The 24,872-nt window shown below is 73.8% G+C and carries 23 protein-coding genes; 6 read left to right on the top strand and 17 right to left on the bottom strand.

The features are described from left to right. Nucleotides 1–83: 83 nt before the first annotated feature. From K7787_RS03185 to K7787_RS03150, 8 genes are all read right to left on the bottom strand, one after another. Nucleotides 84–635, bottom strand: coding sequence for an arginine repressor (locus K7787_RS03185; RefSeq protein WP_009187680.1), 552 nt, complete (start codon nt 633–635; stop codon nt 84–86). Between the two features lie 19 nt (nt 636–654). Beyond that, nucleotides 655–1,839, bottom strand: a complete 1,185-nt coding sequence (locus K7787_RS03180) for an acetylornithine transaminase (RefSeq protein ID WP_019986091.1) — start codon at nt 1,837–1,839, stop codon at nt 655–657. Then, nucleotides 1,836–2,774: an acetylglutamate kinase gene (gene argB, locus K7787_RS03175; protein WP_009187682.1), complete on the bottom strand. Its 939-nt coding sequence runs from the start codon at nt 2,772–2,774 to the stop codon at nt 1,836–1,838. Before argB ends, K7787_RS03180 begins: the two co-directional genes overlap by 4 nt. Further along, nucleotides 2,771–3,922, bottom strand: coding sequence for a bifunctional glutamate N-acetyltransferase/amino-acid acetyltransferase ArgJ (gene argJ / locus K7787_RS03170; protein ID WP_019986093.1), 1,152 nt, complete (start codon nt 3,920–3,922; stop codon nt 2,771–2,773). The genes argB and argJ overlap by 4 nt, the downstream gene beginning before the upstream one ends. Then, nucleotides 3,919–4,947, bottom strand: a complete 1,029-nt coding sequence (gene argC, locus K7787_RS03165) for an N-acetyl-gamma-glutamyl-phosphate reductase (RefSeq protein ID WP_169438035.1) — start codon at nt 4,945–4,947, stop codon at nt 3,919–3,921. The genes argJ and argC overlap by 4 nt, the downstream gene beginning before the upstream one ends. Nucleotides 4,948–5,058: 111 nt before the next feature. Beyond that, nucleotides 5,059–5,457, bottom strand: a complete 399-nt coding sequence (locus K7787_RS03160; RefSeq protein WP_164392451.1) for a GtrA family protein — start codon at nt 5,455–5,457, stop codon at nt 5,059–5,061. Further along, complete coding sequence (locus K7787_RS03155) at nt 5,457–6,434, bottom strand: glycosyltransferase family 2 protein (RefSeq protein ID WP_009187686.1); 978 nt, start codon at nt 6,432–6,434, stop codon at nt 5,457–5,459. Before K7787_RS03155 ends, K7787_RS03160 begins: the two co-directional genes overlap by 1 nt. A gap of 22 nt (nt 6,435–6,456) precedes the next feature. After that, on the bottom strand, nt 6,457–9,459 hold the full coding sequence (locus K7787_RS03150) for a YfhO family protein (protein ID WP_223000410.1): 3,003 nt from the start codon (nt 9,457–9,459) through the stop codon (nt 6,457–6,459). 349 nt (nt 9,460–9,808) lie between these two features. On the opposite strand from K7787_RS03150, the gene K7787_RS03145 reads away from it, so the two are divergent. From K7787_RS03145 to K7787_RS03135, 3 genes are all read left to right on the top strand, one after another. Continuing rightward, nucleotides 9,809–10,240 (top strand): MerR family transcriptional regulator, encoded by a 432-nt coding sequence (locus tag K7787_RS03145; protein ID WP_223000409.1) that lies wholly within the window; start codon nt 9,809–9,811, stop codon nt 10,238–10,240. Then, the gene (locus K7787_RS03140) at nt 10,237–10,662 is read left to right on the top strand and encodes a carboxymuconolactone decarboxylase family protein (protein WP_164394419.1); all 426 of its coding nucleotides are present in this window, start codon (nt 10,237–10,239) and stop codon (nt 10,660–10,662) included. The genes K7787_RS03145 and K7787_RS03140 overlap by 4 nt, the downstream gene beginning before the upstream one ends. A gap of 96 nt (nt 10,663–10,758) precedes the next feature. Beyond that, nucleotides 10,759–11,202: a DUF6314 family protein gene (locus tag K7787_RS03135; protein ID WP_019986099.1), complete on the top strand. Its 444-nt coding sequence runs from the start codon at nt 10,759–10,761 to the stop codon at nt 11,200–11,202. Here the strand turns inward: K7787_RS03135 and K7787_RS03130 are convergent. From K7787_RS03130 to K7787_RS03120, 3 genes are read right to left on the bottom strand one after another with little or no spacing between them, the layout of a single operon-like run. Continuing rightward, complete coding sequence (locus K7787_RS03130; RefSeq protein ID WP_009187691.1) at nt 11,184–11,777, bottom strand: histidine phosphatase family protein; 594 nt, start codon at nt 11,775–11,777, stop codon at nt 11,184–11,186. The genes K7787_RS03135 and K7787_RS03130 overlap by 19 nt on opposite strands. Before the next feature lie 51 nt (nt 11,778–11,828). After that, nucleotides 11,829–12,266 (bottom strand): GNAT family N-acetyltransferase, encoded by a 438-nt coding sequence (locus tag K7787_RS03125; protein ID WP_009187692.1) that lies wholly within the window; start codon nt 12,264–12,266, stop codon nt 11,829–11,831. Continuing rightward, complete coding sequence (locus tag K7787_RS03120; protein ID WP_223000408.1) at nt 12,263–13,762, bottom strand: aminotransferase-like domain-containing protein; 1,500 nt, start codon at nt 13,760–13,762, stop codon at nt 12,263–12,265. Before K7787_RS03120 ends, K7787_RS03125 begins: the two co-directional genes overlap by 4 nt. Here K7787_RS03120 and K7787_RS03115 point away from each other — a divergent pair. Then, the gene (locus tag K7787_RS03115; RefSeq protein WP_223000407.1) at nt 13,761–14,810 is read left to right on the top strand and encodes a DMT family transporter; all 1,050 of its coding nucleotides are present in this window, start codon (nt 13,761–13,763) and stop codon (nt 14,808–14,810) included. The genes K7787_RS03120 and K7787_RS03115 overlap by 2 nt on opposite strands. Nucleotides 14,811–14,934: 124 nt before the next feature. Continuing rightward, entirely contained in the window at nt 14,935–15,138 is a 204-nt protein-coding gene (locus tag K7787_RS03110) for a DUF1918 domain-containing protein (RefSeq protein ID WP_009187695.1), read from the top strand. Nucleotides 15,139–15,203: 65 nt separating this feature from the next. On the opposite strand, the gene K7787_RS03105 is transcribed toward K7787_RS03110, so the two are convergent. Further along, entirely contained in the window at nt 15,204–16,457 is a 1,254-nt protein-coding gene (locus tag K7787_RS03105; protein ID WP_223000406.1) for a glycoside hydrolase family 10-like protein, read from the bottom strand. A 173-nt stretch (nt 16,458–16,630) separates the two neighbouring features. Between K7787_RS03105 and K7787_RS03100 the strand changes: the two genes are divergently transcribed. Next, nucleotides 16,631–17,503 (top strand): 3-hydroxybutyryl-CoA dehydrogenase, encoded by an 873-nt coding sequence (locus K7787_RS03100; RefSeq protein WP_009187697.1) that lies wholly within the window; start codon nt 16,631–16,633, stop codon nt 17,501–17,503. A 208-nt stretch (nt 17,504–17,711) separates the two neighbouring features. Here K7787_RS03100 and K7787_RS03095 read toward each other — a convergent pair whose 3' ends face one another. The 5 genes from K7787_RS03095 to pheS all read right to left on the bottom strand — a co-directional run bounded on the left by K7787_RS03095 (nt 17,712) and on the right by pheS (nt 24,695). After that, nucleotides 17,712–18,251 carry an NUDIX hydrolase gene (locus K7787_RS03095; RefSeq protein WP_164393310.1) on the bottom strand — a complete coding sequence of 180 codons (540 nt, stop codon included), beginning with the start codon at nt 18,249–18,251 and terminating at the stop codon, nt 17,712–17,714. A gap of 42 nt (nt 18,252–18,293) precedes the next feature. After that, nucleotides 18,294–19,634 carry an NsdA family TPR-like regulatory protein gene (locus K7787_RS03090; protein WP_223000405.1) on the bottom strand — a complete coding sequence of 447 codons (1,341 nt, stop codon included), beginning with the start codon at nt 19,632–19,634 and terminating at the stop codon, nt 18,294–18,296. 304 nt (nt 19,635–19,938) lie between these two features. Continuing rightward, nucleotides 19,939–20,865 carry a PP2C family protein-serine/threonine phosphatase gene (locus tag K7787_RS03085; protein ID WP_247720487.1) on the bottom strand — a complete coding sequence of 309 codons (927 nt, stop codon included), beginning with the start codon at nt 20,863–20,865 and terminating at the stop codon, nt 19,939–19,941. 207 nt (nt 20,866–21,072) lie between these two features. Next, the gene (pheT, locus tag K7787_RS03080; protein WP_223000404.1) at nt 21,073–23,577 is read right to left on the bottom strand and encodes a phenylalanine--tRNA ligase subunit beta; all 2,505 of its coding nucleotides are present in this window, start codon (nt 23,575–23,577) and stop codon (nt 21,073–21,075) included. Beyond that, nucleotides 23,577–24,695 (bottom strand): phenylalanine--tRNA ligase subunit alpha, encoded by a 1,119-nt coding sequence (pheS, locus tag K7787_RS03075; RefSeq protein ID WP_009187702.1) that lies wholly within the window; start codon nt 24,693–24,695, stop codon nt 23,577–23,579. The genes pheT and pheS overlap by 1 nt, the downstream gene beginning before the upstream one ends. Nucleotides 24,696–24,872: the final 177 nt, after the last annotated feature.

Raw genomic sequence — 24,872 nt, 5'->3', positions numbered from 1 at the left:
ACGACGGGCCCGCACCCGGCGATCCACCGCGACCGCCCCCTTCAGACCCCGCTCCTCGGACCCGCTCCTCGGACCCCGCTCTCTCAGCCCCCGTTCTGGGCCAGCCGCAGCAGGTGGTCCGCGAGGGCCTGGCCGCCGGACGGGTCGCGGCTGATCAGCAGCAGCGTGTCGTCGCCGGCGATCGTGCCGAGGATGTCGTGCAGCTCGGCCTGGTCGATCGCCGAGGCCAGGAACTGCGCCGCACCCGGCGGGGTCCGCAGGACGACGAGGTTCGCGGAGGCCTCCGCGGAGATCAGCAGCTCCTGGGAGAGCCGCCGCATCCGCTCCTCCTTGACCGACCCGCCGAGCGGCGCCCGCGGGGTGCGGAACCCGCCCTCGCTGGGCACCGCGTAGATCAGGTCGCCGTCGGCGTTGCGGATCTTCACCGCGTTCAGCTCGTCCAGGTCCCGCGACAGCGTCGCCTGGGTGACGCTCAGCCCGTCGTCGGCCAGCAGCTTGGCCAGCTGGCTCTGCGACCGCACCGGCTGCCGGTTGAGGATGTCCACGATCCGGCGGTGCCGTGCGGTGCGGGTCTGCGGCAGTGCGGGCCCGGCGGCCCCGGCGTCGTTGTGCCCGTGGTCTGGCGCCTGGCTCATCGTCGTCCCATTCTCCGCATCATCCGTCCCCTTCGGCCGCGTCCAGGATGCCGGGCAGCGCCCGGACGAACGCGTCCACGTCGTCGTCGTTCAGGTTCAGCGGCGGCATCAGCCGGATGACGTCGGCGGCGGGCGCGTTCACGAGGATGCCGGCCTCCTGGGCCGCCTGCTGCGCACGCTGCGCGTACGGCCCGGTGAGCACGATACCGAGGAGCAGTCCGGCCCCCCGGACGTGGTCGACCAGCGGGTGCCCGAGGGACTCGACGCCCTCGCGCAGCTTCTCGCCCTGCCGCTTGACGTTCTCCAGCAGGCCCTCGTCCTCGACGGTGTCGAGGACGGCGAGCCCGGCGGCGCAGGCGACCGGGTTGCCGCCGAAGGTGGTGCCGTGCTGGCCGGGCCGCAGCAGTTCGGCGGCGCGCCCGAAGGCGACGGTCGCGCCGAGCGGCAGTCCGCCGCCGAGCTGCTTGGCGAGGGTGACGACATCGGGCAGCACGCCCTCGTGGGCCTGGTAGGCGAACCAGTGCCCGGTGCGGCCGACGCCGGTCTGCACCTCGTCCAGGACCAGCAGCGCGCCGGTCGCGGCGGTGATGGCCCGGGCCGCCTTGAGGTAGCCGGCCGGAGGGACCACGACGCCGTTCTCGCCCTGGATCGGCTCGATGACGACCATCGCCGTCTCCTCGGTGACGGCCGCGGCCAGCGCGTGCGCGTCGCCGTAGGGGACGTGGGTGACGTCGCCGGGCAGCGGCTGGAACGGCTCGCGCTTGCCGGGCTGTCCGGTGAGCGCGAGGGCGCCCATGGTCCGGCCGTGGAAGCCGCCGTCGGTGGCGACGATGTGGGTGCGCCCGGTGAGCCGGCCGATCTTGAAGGCGGCCTCGTTGGCCTCGGCGCCGGAGTTGCAGAAGAAGACGCGGCCCTCGCGGCCGAAGAGCTGGAGCAGCCGTTCGGCGAGGGCGACGGTGGGCTCGGCCATGAAGAAGTTGGAGATGTGGCCGAGCGAGCCGATCTGCCGGCTCACCGCCGCCACGATCGCCGGGTGGGCGTGGCCGAGGGCGTTGGTGGCGATGCCGCCGACGAAGTCCAGGTAGTCCTTGCCCTCGGCGTCCCAGACCCGGGTGCCGGCGCCGCGGGTGAGCGGCAGCCGCGGGGTGCCGTAGTTGTTCATGAGGGCGCCCTGCCACCGTGCGGTCAGTTCGTCGTTGCTCATGACTCCCCCTGTTCCTGCTGCTTGGACGCCGCGTCCGGCTGCTCGTCGGGCACGACCATGGTGCCGATGCCCTCGTCGGTGAAGATCTCCAGCAGGATCGAGTGCTGGACGCGCCCGTCGATGACGCGGGCGGTGGTGACGCCGCCCCGGACGGCGTGCAGACAGCCCTCCATCTTGGGCACCATGCCGGAGGACAGGTCCGGCAGGAGTTTCTCCAACTCGCTCGCGGTGAGCCGGCTGATCACCTCGTCGGAGTTCGGCCAGTCCTCGTAGAGTCCCTCGACGTCGGTGAGGACCATGAGGGTCTCGGCGCCCAGTGCCGCAGCGAGTGCCGCAGCCGCCGTATCAGCATTGACGTTGTAGACATGGTGGTCGTCCTGGGAACGGGCGATCGAGGAGACGACCGGGATGCGGCCGTCGGCGAGCAGGGCCTCGATGGCGCCCGTGTCGATCTCGGTGATCTCGCCCACCCGGCCGATGTCGACCGGCTCGCCGTCGATCTCGGGGGTGTGCTTGACTGCGGTGATGGTGTGCGCGTCCTCGCCGGTCAGGCCGACGGCGAGCGGGCCGTGCTGGTTGAGCAGCCCGACCAGTTCCCGCTGCACCTGTCCGGCCAGCACCATCCGTACGACGTCCATGGCGTCCTCGGTGGTGACGCGCAGGCCGGCCCTGAACTCGCTGACGATGCCGTGCCGGTCCAGGGCGGCGCTGATCTGCGGGCCGCCGCCGTGCACGACGACGGGCCGGAGGCCGGCGTGGTGCAGGAAGACGACGTCCTGGGCGAAGGCGGCCTTCAGTTCCTCGTTCACCATGGCGTTGCCGCCGAACTTGATGACGACCGTCTTGCCGTGGTGGCGGGTGAGCCAGGGCAGCGCCTCGATGAGGATCTGGGCCTTGGGGAGCGCGGTGTGCTTGCGCGTGGTTCCGTTGCTCATGAGGAGTAGGCGCTGTTCTCGTGGACGTAGTCGGCGGTGAGGTCGTTGGTCCAGATGGTGGCGGTCTCGGACCCGGCGGCGAGGTCGGCGACGATGTGCACCTCGCGGTAGCGCATGTCGACCTTCTCCCGGTCCTCGCCGACGCCGCCGTTCTTGCACACCCACACGCCGTTGATGGCGACGTTGAGCCGGTCGGGCTCGAAGGCGGCCTTCGTGGTGCCGATCGCGGACAGGACGCGGCCCCAGTTGGGGTCCTCGCCGTGGATGGCGCACTTGAGGAGGTTGTTGCGGGCGATGGAGCGGCCCACCTCCACGGCGTCGGCCTCGGTCGCGGCGCCCACCACCTCGACCTTGATGTCCTTGCTGGCGCCCTCGGCGTCCCGGATGAGCTGCTGGCCGAGGTCGTCGCAGACGGCGCGGACCGCGTCGGCGAACTCCTCGAAGTCCGGGGTGACTTCGGCGGCGCCGGAGGCCAGCAGCAGCACGGTGTCGTTGGTGGACATGCAGCCGTCGGAGTCGACGCGGTCGAAGGTGACCCGGGTGGCGGCGCGCAGCGCCCGGTCCAGGGCCTCGGCTTCGAGGTCGGCGTCGGTGGTGAGGACGACGAGCATGGTGGCCAGTCCGGGGGCCAGCATGCCCGCGCCCTTGGCCATGCCGCCGACGGTCCAGCCGTCCTTGGTGACGACGGAGGTCTTGTGGACGGTGTCGGTGGTCTTGATGGCGATGGCGGCCTTCTCGCCGCCGTGCTCGGAGAGCTGGGCGGCGGCCGTCTCGATGCCCGGCAGCAGCTTGTCCATCGGGAGCAGGACGCCGATGAGTCCGGTGGAGCAGACGGCGACCTCGACGGCGCCCGTGCCGAGCACCTCGGCGGCCTTCTCGGCGGTGGCGTGGGTGTCCTGGAAGCCCTTGGGGCCGGTACAGGCGTTGGCGCCGCCGGAGTTGAGGACGACGGCCGACAACCGGCCCGTCTTGAGGACCTGTTCGGACCACTGCACCGGGGCGGCCTTGACGCGGTTGGAAGTGAAGACGCCCGCGGCGGCGCGGCGCGGCCCGGTGTTGACCACGAGGGCCAGGTCCGGGTTGCCGTTCTCCTTGATCCCGGCGGCGATGCCCGCCGCCTGGAATCCCTTGGCTGCCGTGACGCTCACGGTGCGACTCCGATCGTGGAAAGTCCGGTGGTCTCGTCGAGACCGAGGGCGATGTTCATGCTCTGCACGGCGCCGCCGGCGGTGCCCTTGGTCAGGTTGTCGATGGCGCTGATCGCGATGACCCGGTGGGCGGCCGGGTCGTACGCCACCTGGATCTGGACGGCGTTGGAGCCGTACACGGAGGCGGTGGCGGGCCACTGCCCCTCGGGCAGGAGGTGGACGAACGGCTCGTCGGCGTACGCCTTGTGGTAGGCGGCGCGCACCGCTTCGGCGGTGACGCCTTCCTTGGCCTTCGCGCTGCAGGTGGCGAGGATGCCGCGGGGCATCGGGGCGAGGGTGGGCGTGAAGGAGACCGTGATCCGCTCCCCCGCCGCGGCGCTGAGGTTCTGGATCATCTCGGGGGTGTGCCGGTGGCCGCCGCCGACGCCGTACGGGGACATGGAGCCCATGACCTCGGAGCCGAGCAAGTGGGGCTTGGGGGCCTTGCCCGCGCCGGAGGTGCCGGAGGCGGCGACGATCACGGCCTCGTTCTCCACGAGGGAGGCGGCGTAGGCCGGGACGAGGGCGAGGGAGGCGGCGGTGGGGTAGCAACCGGGCACCGCGATGCGCTTGGACCCCTCCAGCGCGGCGCGGCCGCCCGGAAGTTCGGGCAGGCCGTAGGGCCAGGTCCCGGCGTGCGGGGAGCCGTAGAACGTCTCCCAGTCGGCCGGGTCCGTCAGCCGGAAGTCGGCGCCCATGTCGACGACGAGGACGTCGGGGCCGAGCTGTTCGGCGACGGCCGCGGACTGGCCGTGCGGCAGGGCGAGGAAGACCACGTCGTGACCGGCGAGCGCTTCGGGGGTGGTCTCGGTGAGCACCCGGTCGGCCAGGGGCAGCAGATGCGGCTGGAGCGCGCCGAGCCGCTGACCGGCGTTGGAGTTGCCGGTCAGGGCGCCGATCTCCACCTCGGGGTGCGCCAGCAGCAGCCGCAGCGCCTCTCCGCCCGCGTATCCACTCGCTCCGGCGACCGCCACACGTACAGCCATGAACCCTCCTCCTCGATGGCATGACTATACGTATCGCTGCACGTTTATGCAATCCTATGCGGCGGGCGCCCGCCCGGCCCGGTCACCCGGCGGCCGCCGCGCCCGGCCCGCTCAGGCGGCGTCCACCTTCGGCAGCATGATCATGCGCGAGACGACGAAGGTCACCGGGATCGCGGCGGCCGAGGCCAGCAGGGGCGCGAAGCGGCTGCCGGCGTGCAGGACGTCCACGATCACATAGACGCCCGCCGTGGTGATCACGAAATTGGTGGCGTTCGTCAGCGGGAACAGCAGGAATTTCCGCCAGGTCGGCCGAATTCTGTAGGTGAAACGCGCATTGAGGAAGAAGGAGCCGACCATGCTGATCGCGAACGCGAGAACGTGCGCCGCGAGATAGGGCAGACGCGTGAGGAACAGCAGGTAGAGCAGGTAGTACGTGAGGGTGTTCACCACGCCCACGACGGCGAACGTGAGGATCTGCCGCGCCACCGGGCGGGCGAGCGTCTGGGTCATCAGGGAATGAGGTCCTTCTTCGTGCCGCGCGGCGCACGGCCGTCGGTCGCTTCCACGTTGCTCGCCTTCACCAGGAAGTGCGGGCGCCCCTTGACCTCGTAGTAGATCCGGCCGGTGTACTCCCCGATCACGCCGAGCATCACCATCTGCACCCCGGCGAGCGCGGTGACGGCGGTGATGATCGTGACGTAGCCGGGTGTCTCGACCCCGTTGACGAGAGCGGCGCCCACGATCCACGCAGTGTAGAGCCCGGCGCACAGCAGCAGGCCCATGCCGAGGTGCAGAGCGGCCCGCAGCGGCCGGTTGTTGAACGACAGCAGCCCGTCCAGGCCGTAGTTGAGCAGCGACTTCAGGGTCCAGGAGCTGCGGCCGTGCTCGCGCACCGCGTTCTCGTACTCGAAGGTGGTGCTGGGGAAGCCCACCCAGGCGAACAGGCCCTTGGAGAAGCGGTTGTACTCGGTCAGCTCCAGCACCGCGTCCACCACGCGCCGCGACAGCAGCCGGAAGTCGCCGACGCCGTCCTTGAGTTCCACGTCGACGAGCCGGTTGACCAGCCGGTAGTACAGCCGGGCGGTGAGGGTGCGGGTGAAGCGGTCGCCGGCCCGGCTGCGCCGGGCGAGCACCTGGTCGTAGCCCTCGCCGCGCAGTTCGACCATGCGTCGGATCAGCTCCGGCGGGTGCTGGAGGTCGGCGTCCATGACGACGACGCTGTCCCCGGCGGCGTGCCGCAGCCCGGCCAGCAGGGCGGACTCCTTGCCGAAGTTCCGGCTGAAGGAGACGTAGCGCACCCGCGGGTCGCGGTCGGCCAGCTGCTCCAGCAGGGGCAGGGTGCGGTCGCGGCTGCCGTCGTCCACGTACACGAACTCCATGTCGTGGCCCAGCGGCAGGAGGTCGTCGGCGACCTTCTGGACCGCCTCGTGGAAGCGTTCGATGACGTCTTCCTCGTTGTAGCAGGGTGCGACGATCGAGATGAGCATGGGTTTCTCCCCCAGGGCGCGGTCAGAGCGCGGCGGTGGTGCGCTCGCGCGGTGTCGTGGTCGTCGGGAGTGCGCGGCGGCCGGCGGTCCGCCGGCGGCGGACGGCGGCGACGGCGCCGAGCACGGCCAGGGCCAGCAGCGAGACGCCGCCGGCGGCCGCGCCCAGGCGCAGGCCCGGCGGGTGGAAGGTGCAGGTGACGCTGGTGGCGGAGCCGTCCAGGGGGACGGCGATCAGGCCGTAGTACTGCCGGGCGGGCTCGGCGGCGGCGTCGCCCGCGGCGCACCGCCAGCCGGCGATCCGGGGGGCGGCCAGGACGGCGGTGCCCGTGCTGCCGGCCGGGAGCTTCGCGCGGACGGTGCCGTCGGAGACGGTGACCTCGGTGGCGCCGGTCGCCTTGAGCCGCTGCACAGCGGTGCGCAGCCGGGCGGTGTCCAGGCAGCCGACCGCCTGGTCCGGGACGGTGCCGGCGCGGCTCGGGGTCAGCTCGATCCGCAGCCGCCCGGAGTCCGGCACGGCGCCGAGCCGCTGCATGGCGGCGATCTTGGCCGCGTCCGCGGTGAACCGCCCGGTCGGGCCGTACGGGGCGCCGGGGGAACCGGCCGTCGGTGCGGCGGTCAGGCGGGCGGTGCCCGAGTAGTGCGGCGCCCACAGGTAGACCTCGCTGCCCGCCGGGCACTGGGCGGTGATCGTGGGCCGGCGTCCGGCGTCCGCCGTGCGGCGGGCGTCGATCACCAGGCCGGGCCGGTCGTCGTGGCCGGGCCGCGGCGGCTGTCCCGCGGCGGTGCGCACGGTGAGGGCGGGCACGGTGTAGACGCGGGCGCCGAGCAGCAGCTCCTGGTTGCGGTACGGCGACGGTCCGAACCCCGCGACCCCGCGCAGTCCCCGCGCCGCCTCGGCGGCCGGCCGCACGGTGACCAGCGGCGGCACGTCCTCGCGGGTCACGGTCGCCGGGCTGCGGTCGCGCGGGTTCCAGCGCTGGTGCTGGTCCGGCGGGGAGTGCACCCGCGCGCCGACGGAGAAGACCGCGTCGGTGACCGCGTTGTCCAGGCTCTGCAGATTGCGGCCGCGCGAGGTCCAGCCGTCGCCGAGGGCGGTGAGCGTCCGGCTGAGGACGTCGGCGGTGAGGCTGCTGTAGTACTGGGCGCCCTGGCCGCCGACCACCATCGGGTCGTTGCCCACGGTCTGCTCGCGGCCCGGGTCGGTGCGGTAGCGGGGCCAGCCGTCGGCCTCGGCGATCAGGTCCGCCTGCCGCTGCTGGCGGGCGCCCCAGGGGGCGTAGTCGTCCAGGTGGTTCAGCCGCAGCCGGGTGGCGACGGCGGAGGTGGCGGTGGCCTCGCCGAGCTGCGCGCCGATCAGCAGGACGACGGCGAGCGCGGCGAGGAGGGTGCGGGGGCGGGCGGGGGTGCGGCGCCCGGGAGCCATGGGGCGGCTCGGCGCGGTGCCGGAGCCGGCGCCGGGCTCGCTGCGGCCTCCGGGATCTGAGGTGGCGCGGGGGCCGGACATGGCGTCCGGCGCGGGGTCCGGGGCGCTCCCGGTCTCCGGGGCGGGGTCCGGGGTGGTGCGGGGGCCGGACATGGCGTCCAGTGCGGGGTCCGGGGCGGTGCGGGGGCCGGATATGGCGTCCGGCGCCGGGTCCCGGGTGGTGCGGGGGCCGGACATGGCGTCCGGTGCGGGATCCGGGGCGCTCCCGGCCTCCGCGGCGCCCCCGGCCTCCGCGGCGCTCCCGGTCTCCGCGGCGCCCCCGGTCTCCGTACGGGCCAGCAGGAGCAGGCCGCCGAGGGCGCACACCGCGCCCGCCAGCAGGACCGGCCAGGCGTAGGAGCGCACCAGGCCGCTGCCGCTCGCCACGGCGGCGACGAGCGCGAGCAGCGCGGCCGCGGCCCCCAGCGCGCGCCGGTCGGGCACGCCGTAGGACAGTGAGTGCCAGGCGGCGATCACCAGCAGCGCGCACAGCACGAACGCCTGGCGGTACGGGCTGCCGTTGGGGGTGGCGAAGGCGTGCCAGGCCAGATGGGTGGGCGTCCACTGCATCGACAGCGTGACCGCGGCCACCAGCAGCGGCCATCCGGCGCGCACCCGGCGGGGGGCCGCCCGGTGGAAGGGCAGCGCGAGGGCGAGCAGCAGCGCGGTGGTGCCGACGAAGAGGGCCGGCGAGCCGAAGCCGTACGTGGTCGGCAGCAGCCGGGCCAGCAGGTCCTCGGCGCCCACCGGTGCGAAGTGCGTGACCCGGCCGGGGTAGGCGTGCTTGGTGCCGAGGTAGATCACCGTGACCAGCGGGGCGGACAGGCCCACGCCGAGGACGACGGTGGCCGCGGCCCGGCCGGCCGTGGTGAGCGCCCGGCGGCGCGGCAGCCCCAGCAGCCATATGCGCAGCAGCAGCACCAGGGCGGCGCCGAGGGTGGCCATGTAGGCGGTGTAGAAGTTGGCGATCCAGGCGAGCGCGACGACCACCACGCCGAGCAGCCGGCGCCGCCCGGCCAGCACCCACTCGCCGACCAGGCACAGCAGGGGCAGGGCGACGAGGCCGTCGAGCCACATCGGGTTGTACGAGGCGTCGGCCACGGACCAGCCGCACAGGGCGTAGGCCGCGCCGAGCAGTCCCGCCGCCCACCAGCGGCCCGGGCGCAGCCGCAGCAGCAGCCAGGCCATGGCCGCGCCGGCGCACGCCGTCTTCAGCACGGTGACCGCGTAGACGGCGAGGTCGATCTCGTCGCGCGGGAAGAGCGCCACGAGCAGCGCGAACGGGCTGCTGAGGTACGTCCCGAGGTCGGGCAGGAAGCTGGAGCCGTAGCCGGACTGCCAGTTGACGAGCAGTCCGCCGTCGGCCCTGCCGTGCAGCAGGTCCCACAGGTGGGCGTGGAACGGCACGTACTGGTTGCCCAGGTCGTTGACGGCGCGGGTGCGCGGGCCGAAGGGGTAGCTGCCGGCGACGGCGTCGGCCGCGCAGAACGCGGTGACGGTGAGCACCGCGGCGAGCAGGGCGGCGGCCTGCCTCGGTCTTCCGCGCAGGGTCGGGCGTTGCATTTCCGGCAGGCTCCCAGGCGTTTTCGGGACACAGTGCGTCACGGCCGGGGAGGTCCGCTCCCCGGACGCCGTCCATGCGTCGGCCCGGGCGAGAGGTCGGTGCGGAGGGTGTGTTCCGCCGCCCGTGGAGAACGCCGCGAACATGGAATGCGTCATGTGGAATTTCGAGGAATTCCATGACGGCCGGGAGAACGGGCCTCGTCCCTCGAATGACCCCGCGGTTAATGCTGTCCGCAGCCGCCCTGGACCGGTGTCCGGCGGGAGTGCCGGGCGCCCGGCGAGACATCCGGCGGGAGACCTCGCGGGCACCGCTTGACCTGGAGCGCACTCCAGGTTCTACGGTCTTCCCATGACCAGCGAACAGCCCCTGCCACGGGGCCGGGAAGCCACGTTGACCATCGCCGAGGTCGCCGAGCGCACCGGCCTCTCGCACGACACCCTGCGCTACTACGAGAAGGCCGGGCTGATCGCCCGGGTCGGCCGCACCGGCGGCAACCAGCGGCGCTACGAGGCCACGGACCTGGCGTGGCTGGAGTTCCTGCTGCGGCTGCGCGAGACCGGCATGTCGATCGCCGACATGCAGCGCTTCGCGCGGCTGCGGGCGGCGGGGGACGCGACGGTCGCCGAGCGGCTGGCGATGCTCCGCGAGCACCGCGCCGAACTGGCCGCTCGCATACGGGCGTTGCGGCGCAGCGCGGGCGCGCTGGACGACAAGATCCGACACTACGAAGGACTGCTCGGCACGATGCCCGAGCGGCCTGGAACGGGAGACACCCGATGAGCGGGAACAGCAGCCGCGAGGAGCGTTTCGCGCACGGCCTGGAGGTCCTGACGCGGGTCGACGGCGAGGCCGGGCAGCGGGTGGTCGACTCGCTCGCCGACGTCAGCCCGGAGCTGGGCCACCAGGTCGTCGCCTGGGCGTTCGGCGAGATCTACGACCGGCCCCAGCTCGCCCCGCGCGAGAGGCAGTTGGTCACCCTGGGCGCGCTCACCGCGCTCGGCGGCTGCGAGGCGCAGCTCGACGTGCATGTCAACGCGGCGCTGAACGTGGGCCTCACGCCGGAGCAGATCACGGAGGCGCTGCTGCACTCGGCGGTCTACTGCGGCATGCCGAGGGCGCTGAACGCCACGTTCGCCGCGAAGAAGGTCTTCGCCGAGCGGGGGCTGCTGCCGGTGGGCGAGGCGTCCGTGCGGGGAGCGTGATCCGCGGGCGCGGGGGCTCGTAAGCTCGGGGATGAGGCCCGGGGCCGTACGGGTGTGCGGCTGGGCGAGTGCGGGGCGGTGCGGGAAGGGACGACGATGGACGCGTGGTGGCCCGTGGCCGACGTGCTGGCGTATCTGGCCGGGCGCTGGCGCGTCGAGCGCAGTGTGCGGGATCTGGCCGGCGGCGACGAGGGCGGGTTCACCGGGGCGACCGTCTTCGGGCCGCTCGACGGCGGCGGGCTGCTGCACGAGGAGTCCGGGCACTTCACCTGGCAGGGCGTGACCCGGCCGGCGACGCGGACCCTGCGGTTCCTGCCGGGCGGGGCGCCGGGCACGGCCGAGGTGCGGTTCGCGGACGGGCGGCCCTTCCACGACCTGGATCTGCGCACCGGCCGGCATGTGGCCGGGCATCCGTGCGCGGCCGACCTCTACCGCGGCGAGTTCACCGTCCGGGACGCGGACCACTGGCGGACGGTGTGGCGGGTGGGCGGCCCGGCGAAGGATCTGGTGCTGGTCACCGACTACGCCCGGGAGGCCTGAGCCCGCGCCCCCTCGAAGCGCAGGTTCCAGCGGCCCGCGCGGCCGGTGACGGTGGTCGTCGACAGCGGGCGCACATCGAGGTTCCAGTACGTCGCAGGGGGCGCGTTCAGCGCGTAGACGAGGGCGGCGCGGATCACCGAGGGTTCGGCCACGGCGACGACGCTGCCGCCGTCCTCGACGGGCCGGGTGTCCAGCCAGCCGCCGACCCGGCCGATGAAGGACAGCAGCGACTCCCCGCCGTGCGGCGTGCCGCGCGGATCGGCGAGCCACGCGTCCACGGCCTGCGGCTCCCGCGCCATCGCCTCGCCCAGCGTCAGCCCGCGCCAGCGCCCCATGTCGCAGTCGCGCAGGGCGAGTTGGGCGAGCGGGGCGTAGCCGAGCGCGTCGCCGGTGGCGCGGCTGCGCGGGGTCGGCGAGCAGTAGCGCAGATCGGCGGCGGCCAGCGGCAGCAGGTCGGGCACGACCCGGCGCACCTCGTCCCAGCCCGACTGGTCGAGCGGCCGGTCGTCATCGAAGCGTTCGGCGAGCAGCGGGGAGTTGCGCGCGGCGGCGACGAACGTGACCCGTAGTGCCATGCGGCGATCGTGGGCCGCACGGGTGTGCGGGTCAAGGGGTGGCGCACGGTGTCAGTCGAAAGCGAGCGCCATCCACCGCTCCGGACGGTCCAGCGGCCGGAAGCCGAGCTTCTCGTAGACGCCGTGCGCGTCGGCGGTGGCGAGCAGGATCCTGCGCAGCCCGTAGGGCCGCAGGTGGTCGCGTACGGCGCCGACGAGCGCCGTGCCGATGCCCTTGCCCCGGACGGCCGGGTCGACGTACACGTCGCACAGCCAGGCGAAGGTCGCCTCGTCGGTGACCACGCGCGCGTACGCCGCCTGCGCGCCGGAGGCGGTGTCGAACACCCCGAAGTTCAGCGAGCCGGCGATGGCCCGGTCCTGCTTGTCGCGGGTGCGGCCGAGCGCCCAGTAGGCGTCGGTGGACAGCCAGTGGTGGACGCGCTCGGCGTCGATGCGGTCGGGGTCGGCGGAGATCTCGTAGCCGTCGGCGAGCTGCGGGGTGTCGGTCATGGCAGGAGGGTGGCAAGGTCCGGCGGCGGTGTCGATCCGTTTTCCCGTCCCGGCCCGAGCACGTCGTCGCAGGCCGCCCGCAGCCGGCGTACGCCCTCGGTGATCTCGGCGGTCCCGGCGACCGCGGCGAAGCTCAGCCTCACGTGGGCGGCGGGGGGTTCGGCGCTGAAGTAGGGGCGGCCCGGGGTGAGGGTGACGCCCGCGCGCAGGGCGGCGGCGGCCAGGTCGGACTCGTGCGCTCCGTCGGGCAGGCGCAGCCACAGGTGGTAGCCGCCGGACGGGATGTGCGGCAGGGCGAGTTCCGGCAGCACGTGCCGCAGCGCGCCCGTCATGGCGTCCCGGCGGGACTTCAACTCGGCGGCCAGGTTGCGCAGATGGCGGGGCCAGGCGGGCGAGCCGACCAGTTCGAGCGCGGCCTCCTGGAGCGGCCTGGGCACGAAGAAGCTGTCCACGACCTGGATGGCGCGCAGCCGTTGCAGCGCGGGTCCGCGGGCGGCGAGCGCGCACACCCGGAAACTCGGCGAGGTGGCCTTGGTGAGCGAGCCCACGTGCACGACGGCGCCGTCCGGGTCGTCGGCGGCCAGCGGGGGCGGCAGCGGTCCCGCGTCCTCGTGGGCGAGCCGGCGGACGAAGTCGTCCTCGACCACGAACGCGCCGGCCTCGCGGGCGATCCGCAGCACCTCGGCGCGGCGCGGCGGGGCGAGGACCGCGCCGGTGGGGTTCTGGAACAGCGGCTGGCAGACGAACACCCGGGCGCCGCTGGCCCGGAAGGCGTCGGCGAGCAGTTCGGGCCGAACGCCGTCGGCGTCGACCGGCACCGGTACGGGCCGCAGCCCGGAGGCCCGCGCGATGGCCAGCATGCCCGGGTAGGTCGGCGACTCCACGAGGACCGGCGCGCCGGGCGGGGCCAGGGCGCGCAGCGCCGTGGTCAGCGCGGACTGGCCGCCGGCGGCGATCAGCACCTCGGCGGCGGTGACCGTGCCGCCGGGGCCGCCGATGTACCGGGCGAACCACTCGCGCAGTTCCGGCAGGCCCTCCAGCGGCGGGCGGGCCCAGGCGCCGGGGCGGCGGCCGGCGCGGGAGAGGGCGGCGGCCATGGCCCGCTCGGGCTGGAGGGAGGGGTGCAGATAGCCGCCGTTGAACTCGATCACCCCGGGCGGCGGTGCGGCGAGCGAGACGGTGACCCCGGAGGCGTCCACCGTACGGGGCACGGGCTCGCCGCCGGCGTCGGCGCTGAGCGCGACGGTCTGCCAGGAGGTGTCGCCGGCGGGGGCGGCGGGCGCGTGCGGTGCGGCGCGGAAGGCGCCCGCGCCGGGGCGGGTCACCACCAGGCCCTCGGCGGCGAGCTGCGCCAGGGCGCGGGAGACGGTGACCGGGCTGACCCGGTACCGCTCGACCAGGGCCCGACTGGACGGCAGCTTTCCGCCGGGTGAGTAGCGGTTCAGCTCCTGTCGAAGCTGTTGGGCGAGTTCACCGACACTGCTACGCTCATGCATGAGAGCCAAGAGTAGCGCTACCGCACAGACCGCGATAGCGGTGACCACCGCCCCGCCGCCCTCCGCGACCGCCGGGACCGGGGCCGCCCCGACCCACGGCCGCGTCGCCCCGGACAGCCCCGCCGCCACCGCCGGAACCCCCGTCCCCGGGGACGGGCCCGCGCCGGGCCGTGGAGGGGGCGCACGTGAGCGGGCGCGGGGCGGGCTGCTTCAGGCCGGGCTCGGGGTCGTGGTCTTCTCGCTGACGTTTCCCGCCACCGCCTGGGGGCTGGAGGGGTTCGGGCCCTGGGCGCTGGTGGGCGTGCGCAGTGTGCTCGCCGCCGTGATCGCGGGCGGCTGTCTGCTGGCGCTGCGGGTGGCGCCGCCCGCGCGCCGGCACTGGCCCGGGCTGGCCGTCGTCGCCCTCGGCGTGGTCCTCGGGTTCCCGCTGCTGACCACGCTCGCCCTGGAGACCTCGACCACCGCGCACGCCGCCGTCGTCGTCGGCCTGCTGCCGCTCACCACGGCGCTGCTGTCCGCGCTGCGCGTCGGCGCCCGTCCCTCGCGGACGTTCTGGGCGGCGGCGCTGGCCGGCGCGGCGGCCGTGGTCGCCTTCACCGTGCAGCAGAGCGGCGGCGCGCTGACCGCCGCCGACGCCTACCTCTTCGGCGCGCTGCTGGTGTGCGCCGCCGGGTACACCGAGGGCGGCCGACTGGCCCGGGTCATGCCCGGCTGGCAGGTCATCGCCTGGGCGCTGGTGCTGTGTCTCCCGGTCACCGTGCCGGGCGCGGTGACCGCACTGGCATACGAGCCGGTGCACCTGGGGGCGCACAGCGTGGCCGGGGTGCTGTGGCTGGCGGCCGGCTCGCAGTTCCTCGGCATGGTCGTCTGGTACCGCGGCATGGCCTCCATCGGCATCCCCAAGGCCAGCCAGTTGCAGCTGGCGCAGCCCCTGCTCACACTGGTGTGGTCGGTGCTGCTGCTCGGCGAGCTGCTGACGCCGGCCGCCCCCGTGACGGCCGCCGCCGTGCTCGTCTGCATCGCCGTCACCCAGCGGGCGCGCGGCTGACCGGCGAAGACTCCGGTACCGACCGCACATCCCGGTTCCGCCGCACACCGGCCCGGCCGCGCTCCGCGCCGTAGACTCGAAGTCCGAGGACAGCTGCTCTCACACCTGGTGAGGAGGCCCGCCAATGCGCGCAACCGTGGGCGACAAGCTCGTCCAGCACGGCAGGGTGGTCGGCCAGCACGACCAGATCACCGAAGTCGTCGAGGTCATGGGAGCGGAGGGCAACCCGCCCTACCGCGTCCGTTTCCCGGACGGGCACGAGGCCGTGATGTCACCCGGCCCCGACTGCCAGATCCGGCACCACGAGGAACAACGGCAACAGCGCTGAGGGTGCGTGCCCGGGCGGCGCCCGCCTCGCGGGGCGCGGCGCCGCCCGGGACCTGAACCCTCAGCTCAGCGCGGGGCGTTCGCCGTCTGCCGGTAGTGGGCGGCGACCACCCGCGCCATCGCGCCGACGGGATCGGCGGCGACCTCCTTGGCGGCGAAGAACACGTGCCCGCGCACCTCCGGGTACTTCTTCGCCAGCGTGAGGTGCCGCGACAGCTCGTCGGGGTCCCGCCAGGCCGAGTCCTTCTCCCCCGCCCGGTACAGCGCCTCCCCCACGTACAGCCGGGTGCGGCTGCCCCGCGCCGTCTCGGCCCACCAGGGCACCAGCTTCGCGTAGTCGGCGGCGGCCAGGCCGATGGCCCAGTACAGCTGCGGGACGATGTAGTCGATCCAGCCCTCCCGCACCCACCTGCGGGTGTCGGCGTACAGATCGTCGTACGACTGCGCGCCCGCCTTGGTGGCCGAGCCGCGCGCGTCCGTGGCGGCGTTGCGCCACACGCCGAAGGGGCTGATCCCGAACTGCGCGCCGGGCCTGGTCCGGGCGACGGCGGCGGCCGTCTCGCGCACCAGCTTGTCGATGTTGTCCCGCCGCCAGGCGGCCCGGCTCGCGAAACCGCCGCCGTACTCGGCGTAGGCGGCCGCGTCGTCGAAGGTCTGGCCGGCCTCCGGGTACGGGTAGAAGTAGTCGTCGAAGTGCACGCCGTCCACGGGGTACTTGCGCACCGCGTCCAGCATGGCCTCCTGCACGAAGGCCCGTACCTCGGGCAGGCCCGGGTTGTAGTAGAGCTTGCCGCCGTAGGCCACCACCCAGTCCGGGTGCTTGCGCGCCGGGTGCGAGGCGGCGAGCCGGCTCCGGTCGGCGGTGAGGGCGACCCGGTACGGGTTGAACCAGGCGTGCAGCTTCAGACCGCGCGCGTGCGCCTCCGCGACGGCGGTGCCCAGCGGGTCCCAGCCGGGGTCCTTGCCCTGCGTCCCGGTGAGGAACTGCGACCACGGTTCGTACGGCGACGGCCACAGCGCGTCGGCGGCCGGCCGGACCTGGAGGAAGACCGTGTTGAGGCGGCGGCGCACCGCGGCGTCGAGCAGGGCGGTCAGCTCGCCGCGCTGGCGGGCGACGCTCAGCCCGGTGCGCGAGGGCCAGTCGCGGTTGCTCACGGTCGCCAGCCACATGCCGCGCAGCTCGGTCGCGGCCCGCTTGCCGCGCGGCCCGGCGGCCCCGCCCGGCGGCTGGGGCGCGGCCGGTGCGGCGCTCGCGCCGTGCGTCACCGCCAGCGTCGACAGAGCGGCCACCGTGAACGCCCGCCGGGTCACTCGGCTCATCCGGACACTCCCTGTACGCCCCGGATCCGCGCGGTCACGGATCGTGTACCGGGTCAGCATGCACGACCCGGGCGATCGATCATCGTTACGACAGGGGGTAACGTGCACGTTCGGAGCAGGCACCGCACCCATGGCCGCCTGCGCACCCCCGTAGGATCTGCGAAAGGGACGATGTGACCGGCATTTCGGCAGACATTGCACGCGTCGGTGTGGTGGGCTGCGGCCAGATGGGCGCGGGCATCGCCGAGGTGTGCGCCCGGTCCGGCCTGGACGTGAAGGTCGCCGAGACCACCGGCGAGGCGCTGGAGATCGGCCGTACCCGGCTGTTCAACTCCCTGGCCAAGGCCGCCGAGCGCGGCAAGATCAGCGAGGAGGAGCGGGACGCCACGCAGGCGCGCCTCAGCTTCACCACCGATCTCGGCGAGTTCGCCGACCGCGATCTGGTGATCGAGGCCGTGGTGGAGAACGAGCAGGTCAAGACCGAGATCTTCCAGGTTCTCGACCAGGTCGTCACCCGCCCGGACGCGATCCTCGCCTCCAACACCTCCTCGATCCCGCTGGTCAAGCTGGCGGTCGCCACCTCGCGGCCCGACCACGTCATCGGCATCCACTTCTTCAACCCGGCCCCGGTGCAGAAGCTCGTCGAGCTGATCCCGGCGCTGACCACGTCCGAGGGGACGCTGAGCCGGGCGCAGCTGTTCACCGAGAAGGTGCTGGGCAAGCACGCGATCCGGGCGCAGGACCGGTCCGGGTTCGTGGTGAACGCGCTGCTGATCCCGTATCTGCTGTCCGCGATCCGGATGTTCGAGTCGGGGATCGCCAGCCGGGAGGACATCGACAACGGCATGGAGCTGGGGTGTGCGCATCCCATGGGGCCGCTCAAGCTGTCCGATCTCATCGGGCTGGACACCGTCGCCTCGGTCGCTTACTCGATGTACGAGGAGTACAAGGAGCCGCTGTACGCCGCTCCGCCGCTGCTCCAGCGGATGGTGGACGCGGGGCGGCTGGGGCGGAAGTCCGGGTCGGGGTTCTACACCTACGGGTGAGGGCTGCTGCGCCGGGCCGCGTGGAGGTGCTGGGTGCGGGGTGAGCGGGCGACGGGGTCCGATGGTTTCGCCCCCGCCGCCCCTTCCCGTCCCGTCCCTGGGCGGGCTTCGCCCCCCAGACCCCCTTCGCGCAGTTCCCCGCGCCCCTCTTTTGCGCCCCTCTTTCGCGTCCCTCTTTCGCGTCCCTCTCTCGCCCCTCTGTTTTCGCTCAGCCTTCCTGGGTGAGGCGGTGGTGGTGGAGGAGGAGTAAGGCCGCCGCCATGTTCGCGGCCGGGATCTCGCCCCGGGCGATCAGGTCGGGGACGATCTTGAGGGGGACCCATTCGCGGCGGTCGGACTCGAAGTCGTCCACCGGGTGGCCGATGTACTCGGCGCGGTCGGTCCAGTAGATGTGGTGCCGGGCGTCGGTGAGGCCGTTGGACGGCTCGACGCTCATCAGATGGTGCAGGGGGCCGGGACGCCAGCCCGTCTCCTCCTCCAGTTCCCGGGCGGCGGCGCGGGCGACGTCCTCGCCGTCCTCGACGACGCCCGCCGCGAGTTCCCAGCCCCAGCTGTCGGTGATGAAGCGGTGCCGCCACAACAGCAGCACCTCGTTGGCCTCGTTGACCACGGTGGCCACGGCGACGGGCCGCAGCCGGATCAGGAAGTGGTCCAGATGCCGGCCGTCCGGCAGCTCCACATCCGCGAGGTTGACGGTGAACCAGCGGTTTGCGTACACAGTTTGTTCGTTCTGTTTCGTCCACTGCACGGTTCTGCCACCTTCCGTCAGGTCAGTGGCAATATCGCAGCGTCACCAAGGGACGCGCAGGGCCCCGTCGATGAGTTCGGCCACCTCCGCCGTGCCCGCGCAGCCGTTGCGCACCAGGTGCTCGCGCACCGCGCGCAGCCGGTCCCGCAGCCGCTGCGACTCCATTCCGCGGGCCTGTTCGGCCATCAGCGCGGCCGTGGCCACCGCCTTGTCGGCGTTGCCCCGGCGCAGTTCGATCGTGCTGAGCATGGCCAGCCGGTGCACCCGGCCCCGGTCGTGCGCGGGGGTGTCGACGGCGGCCGTGGCGTGCTCCTCGGCGGCGGCGAGATCGCCGAGGCTGAGCAGCGCCTCCGCGGCCTGGACGTTGACCAGTCCCGGCTGGACGTAACCGGTCTCGTCGGGCTCGTGGCCGGGCCGGATGCGCTCGGCGGCCTGTTCGGCGCGCCGGATGCAGGCCAGCGCGCCGGTGCCGTCGCCGAGGTGGGCGTAGGCCTTGGCCTGCATCGCGTACAGGTCGGAGGCGAGCGCGGGGGTGATGTCCCGGCCGGCGGCGCGCAGCGCGGCCTCGGCGAACGCGACGGCCTGGCGGTGCTCGCGCATGAACAGCGACTGGTTGACCAGCAGCGCTATGACATAGGCGCCGAGCCCCCGGTCGCCGCCGGCCTTGGCCAGACGCAGCGCCTGGTGGAAGTAGCGCTGGGCGAGGCCGTGCGCGTCGGAGTCGTAGGCGCAGATGCCCGCGATCGCCACCAACGCGCCGGTGGCGCGGTGCAGTTGGCGGCCGGTGGCGTCGGTGTAGCCGCCGCGCAGCAGCGGCGCGGTCTCGGCGTTGAGGAAGCCCACGACCCGGCTGCGGGTCGCCACCCCGCCGGCCTTGCGGTACATCTGCTCGTAGTGCGTGCGGGCCGCGCGCAGCGTCTCGATGTCCGCCGGGGTGACGCGGTGCCGCCCGCCCCGGGAGACGTCGACGTCCTCGGGCGGGTTCTCCCACTCCCATACCGGCATCACCGCCGGGGTGCCGGTCACCGCGGGCGCCCCGAGGACGTGCGGGCGCTGCTGCTCGTCCGAGCGCCACAGGGCGGTGGCCCGGTCCACGAAGCCGGACAGCGAGGTGGTGTGCGCGGCGGCCGGTTCGCCGGGGACGCCGAGGCCGATGTCGTCCAGGGTGACGGGGCGGCGCAGCCGGGCGGCCAGCACCTCGCAGATCAGGTCGGGCACCTGGCCGCGGGGCCGCTGGCCCTTGAGCCACCGGCCCACGGCGGTGTGCTCGTAGCGCAGCGTCAGACCGCGGGCGCGGCCCGCCTGGTTGACGTGCGCGGCCAGGCCCGCGTGCGAGATCCCCGCCTCGTCCAGGATCGCGTCGAGCAGAGTGTTGGGCTGCATAGGGGCCCCCGGTGGCTCGGTGCGGACAGCGTAGTGCGGGCGGGTTCACACGGGGTGTGAACCGAGTGCGCGCATCCGTACCGTGTGCGCGCTGTCGCGCTCAGTGGGCGGTCGATTGACTGAGGTGCCTCGTCAAGAGGCCGGCCGGGCCGCCGGCTCCCCCCTCGAACAGTGCGGCGGCCCGCTGCCACGCCGCCCGCCCCGCCGCCTGCCCGACACTCCGTGGCGGGGCGGGCGGCCTCACCGGGCGCGCTGCTGGTGCTGCGACCGGAAAGCCTTCCGGCAGACCTTCCCGGCCACAGCACTAGCGGGGGCCGTCGCCGGACGGCCGGCGGCGCGGACGGGTCCGGGTCGGCCTCGGCAGGTCGCGGTCGTTGCGGATGACCAGGACCGCCGCGTCGTCGCGGGGGCGATGGCCGGTGTGCCTGAGCAGGGCTGCGAAGACGGCGCGCAGGACCGCCCGCGCGGACAGCGGCCCGGCGCCGGCCACCTCGGCGAGGACCGAGGGCAGCGGGAAGAACCGGCCCCGGGCGTCGCGGGCGTCCACCACGCCGTCCGTGTACAGGACCAGGGTGTCGCCCGGCAGATGGCGCCCCAGGTCCGCGGTGGGCAGCTCGTACGGCAGTGGGAACGCGCCGAGCGGCGGCAGCGGGCCGGCGGTGGAGACCGGCTCCGCGCGCCGGCCGCGCAGCCGGTGCGGCCAGGGGTGGCCGCAGTTGAGGGCCTTCAGGCGGCCGTCGTCGGTGATCTCCAGGAGCAGCAGGGTGACGAAGTCCTCGGCGGCCGGGTGGTGCGGTTCGCGGGTGCGCTGGTGGCGGGCCAGTGCCCGCTCCAACCGGCGTAACACGCCCGGGAGTCCGGGCTCGTCGTGGGCGGCCTCGCGGAAGCTGCCGAGGACGGCGGCGACGGTGCCGAGGGCGGCGAGGCCGTGGCCGCGCACATCGCCCATCACCACGCGTACGCCGTGCTCGGTGGCGATCACCTCGTACAGATCGCCGCCGACGGCCGCGCCCCGGTCGGCGGAGAGCTGGGCGGCGGCGAGGCCGAGCCCGGCGAGGCGCGGGGGCAGGGGGCGCAGCAGCGCGTTCTGGGCGGCGCCCGCGACGGCGCGGGCCCGGCGCAGCTCGTGCAGGATGGTCCGCCGGGCGTGCAGGACGATGCCGGTGCCCACGGCGAGGAACACGGCGCCCGGCCGCATCCCACGCCGCGTCCCGGCCCTGATGCGGATCATGGCCATGGCTCCCCGAGAAGGCGCTGACAGCGCGGTCCAGCCCCGCGGGGCCGGTCCGATGGTGTCCACCGCATACCCGGCGAGGCCCGGATCACAGGTGTTCTCACCCGAATGAGTGAGCATTCCCAGGTGTGCATTTATGCAGGTCACACGTGCGGGGCGGGCCCGGTGGCCCGGACCCGCCCCGCACGCACCCCTGTGCGCTCGTCAGCCGCGCAGCGCCGCTCCGGTGCGCTCGGCGGCCAGCGCCACCGCGGCGTCCCGGGCGGCGGACGCCTCGTCCACCGTCAGGGTGCGGTCGGGGGCGCGGAAGCGCAGCGCGTAGGCCAGCGACTTGCGGCCGTCGCCGAGCTGCTCGGCGTTCTCGTAGACGTCGAACAGGCGGATGGCCTCCAGGAGTTCACCGGCGCCCTCGCGCAGCGCGGCCTCGACCTCGGCGGCCGGGACCGGCTTGTCGACGACCAGGGCGACGTCCTGCGTGGCGACCGGGAACGAGGAGATCCGCGGCGCCCGCACGATGCCGTCGCCGGCCTGCTCCAGCAGGTCCAGCTCGATCTCCATGGCGCAGGTGCGCTCCGGCAGGTGCATCGCCTTCACGACCCGCGGGTGCAGCTCACCGGCATGACCGGCGAGGACCTCCTCGCCGTCCACCCGCACGTACAGCGCGGCGCACCGGCCGGGGTGCCACGGGGCGTGCTGGTCGGCGCGGACGATCAGTTCCGCACCGGCCTCGCGGGCCACGGTCCGCGCCGCCTCGACGGCGTCGGCCCAGTCGGACGGGCGGCCCTTGCCCCACCAGCCGGCCTGCTCGCGGGCGCCGGCCAGGACGACGGCGACCCGGCGCGGCTGGTGCGGCAGGGCGGCGTCGAGCGCTGCCAACTGGTCCGGAGTGGGCTTGCGGTCGGCGGGCAGCCGGGCCGGGATCTCCTCCCGGCCGGTGGGCCGGAAGACCAGACCGGTCTCGAACAGCGCCAGGTCGTGGCCGCCGCGTCCGTCGTTGCGGCGCAGCGCGCCGAGCAGGCCCGGCAGCAGCGTCGTGCGCAGGGCGGGCTCCTCGTCGGAGAGCGGGTTGACGAGGGTGACCACGGTACGGCGCGGGTCGTCGGCGTCCAGGCCGAGCTGGTCGAAGGCCGCCGGGCCGAGGAACGGGTAGTTCAGCGCCTCGACGTAGCCCGCGCCGGCCAGCGCGCGGCCGACCCGGCGGTGCAGCCGCTGCCGGTCGGTCAGACCGTGGCCGGGCAGCGGGCGGGGCAGCGTGGAGGGCAGGTTCTCGTAGCCCTCCAGGCGGATGACCTCTTCGGCGAGGTCGTTCGGGTCGGTCAGGTCGGACCGCCAGGACGGCACGGTGACGATCAGCTCGTCGGCGCCGTAGACGTCGCAGCCGATCTGCTGGAGCCGCCGTACGACGGTCTCCCGGCCGTAGCTGACGCCCGCGACCTTGTCGGGATGGTCGGCCGGGATGGTGATGGTGCGCGGCGCGGACGGCGCGACGACCTCGGTGACGCCCGCGTCGGCGGTGCCGCCGGCGAGCAGGACCAGCAGGTCGACGGTGCGCTGCGCGGCGGCGGAGGCGGCCTGCGGGTCCACGCCGCGCTCGAAGCGGCGGGAGGCCTCGGAGGACAGCTTGTGCCGGCGGGCGGTGCGGGCGATGGCGACCGGGTCGAAGTGGGCGGCCTCGATGACGACCTCGGTGGTGGTGCCCTCGGTGTCGTCGATCTCGGTGTTGGCGCCGCCCATGACGCCCGCGAGGCCGATGGGGCCGCGCTCGTCGGTGATGACCAGGTCCTCGGTGGACAGCGTGCGGGTGACGCCGTCGAGGGTGGTGAGCTGCTCGCCGCGCTCGGCCCGGCGCACGCCGATGGCGCCCTGGACTCGGGTGCGGTCGTAGGCGTGCAGCGGCTGGCCGAGTTCGAGCATCACGTAGTTGGTGATGTCGACGGCGAGGGAGATCGGGCGCATGCCCGCCTTCTGCAGGCGGCGCTGGAGCCAGATCGGGGAGCGCGCCTCGGGGTCGAGGCCGGTGACCGTGCGGGCGGTGAAGCGGTCGCAGCCGAACGGGTCGGAGACCTTCACCGGGTGCCCGTAGGCGTTGGGCGCGGGCACGTCCAGCAGGGCCGGGTCGAGCAGCGGGCGGCCGTAGGCGATGGCGGCCTCGCGGGCGACGCCGCGCAGCGACAGGCAGTAGCCGCGGTCCGGGGTGACGGCGATGTCGAGGACCTCGTCGACGAGCTGGAGCAGCTCGATGGCGTCGGTGCCGACCTCGTGCTCGGGCGGCAGCACGATGATGCCGTGCGTGCCGTCGTCGCCCATGCCCAGCTCTTCGGCGGAGCAGATCATGCCGTGGGAGGTCTTGCCGTAGGTCTTGCGGGCGGAGATGGAGAAGCCGCCGGGCAGGGTGGCGCCGGGCAGGACCACGACGACCTTGTCGCCCACGGAGAAGTTGCGGGCGCCGCAGACGATCTCCTGCGGCTCGCCCGTGCCGTTGGCCCGGCCCACGTCGACGGTGCAGAACCGGATCGGCTTCTTGAAGCCCTCCAGCTCCTCGATGGTGAGCACCTGGCCGACGACGAGCGGCCCCTTGAGGTCGGCGCCGAGCTGTTCGACGGTCTCGACCTCGAGGCCGGCCGAAATGAGCTTGGCCTGGACGTCGCGCCCGGTCTCCGTCGCCGGCAGGTCGACGTACTCCCGCAGCCAAGAAAGCGGGACCCGCATCAGATCTCCATCCCGAACGGCCGGGTGAACCGGACGTCACCCTCGACCATGTCTCGCATGTCTTCGACGTTGTGGCGGAACATCAGCATCCGCTCGATGCCGAACCCGAAGGCGAATCCGCTGTACTTCTCCGGGTCGACGCCGCAGGCGGCCAGCACCCGCGGGTTGACCATGCCGCAGCCGCCCAGCTCGATCCAGCCCTCGGACGAGCAGGTCCGGCAGGGCCGGTCGGGGTCGCCGACGGACGCGCCCTTGCAGACGTAGCAGAGCATGTCCATCTCGGCGGACGGCTCGGTGAAGGGGAAGTAGTTCGGGCGCAGCCGGGTCTTCATGTCGGCGCCGAAGAGCGACTGGACCATGTGGTCCAGGGTGCCCTTGAGGTCCGCCATGGTCAGGCCCTCGTCCACGGCGAGCAGCTCGATCTGGTGGAAGACCGGGGTGTGCGTGGCGTCCAGCTCGTCGGTGCGGTAGACCCGGCCGGGGCAGACCACGTAGACCGGGGGCTCGCGGTCGAGCAGGGAGCGGATCTGCACCGGCGAGGTGTGGGTGCGCAGGACGACGCCGCTGTCCTCGCCCTTGCCGCCCTCCACGAAGAAGGTGTCCTGCATGGTGCGGGCGGGGTGGTCGGGCGCGATGTTGAGCGCGTCGAAGTTGAACCACTCGGCCTCGGCCTCGGGGCCCTCGGCGATCTCGTAGCCCATGGCGACGAAGACGTCCGCGACGCGCTCCATCATCGTGGTCAGCGGGTGCCGGGCGCCGGCCGGCACGCGGTCGTAGGGCAGCGTGACGTCCACGGCCTCCTCGACCAGGACCCGGGCGTCGCGCTCGGCCTCCAGCTCGCCCTGGCGGGCGGCGAGGGCCTTGTTCACCGCGCCGCGGGCCATGCCGACGCGCTTGCCGGCGTCGGCCTTGGCGTGCGGCGGCAGGGCGCCGATCTCGCGGTTGGCGAGGGCCAGCGGGGAGGCCGGGCCGGTGTGCGCGACCTTGGCCTCGTGGAGCGCGTCGAGGGAGTCCGCGGCGGCGAAGGCGGCGAGCGCCTCGTCCCGCATGCGCTCGATCTCTTCCGGTTTCAACGCCTCGACCTCGACAGGGTCGTACGACTTATTCGGTGCCGACATCTCTTCCCGTGCTTCCGATTGTCCCCCAGCTACCGCTGGGAGGTGCCCCCAGGCTGACAGTCCCCGTCACCGACTCGTGGACGGGCCGTCTCCGTCTGACGGACGACTCGTCTCCGCTTCCGAGACGCAAAGGTGCCAAGGGCCGAGTCTAACGGGGGTGAGCGGTCTCGAGGTGCC

The organism is Streptomyces sennicomposti, from assembly GCF_019890635.1.
Classification (GTDB): Bacteria; Actinomycetota; Actinomycetes; order Streptomycetales; family Streptomycetaceae; genus Streptomyces; species Streptomyces sennicomposti.
This window is presented reverse-complemented; position numbering and strand designations above follow the sequence as displayed.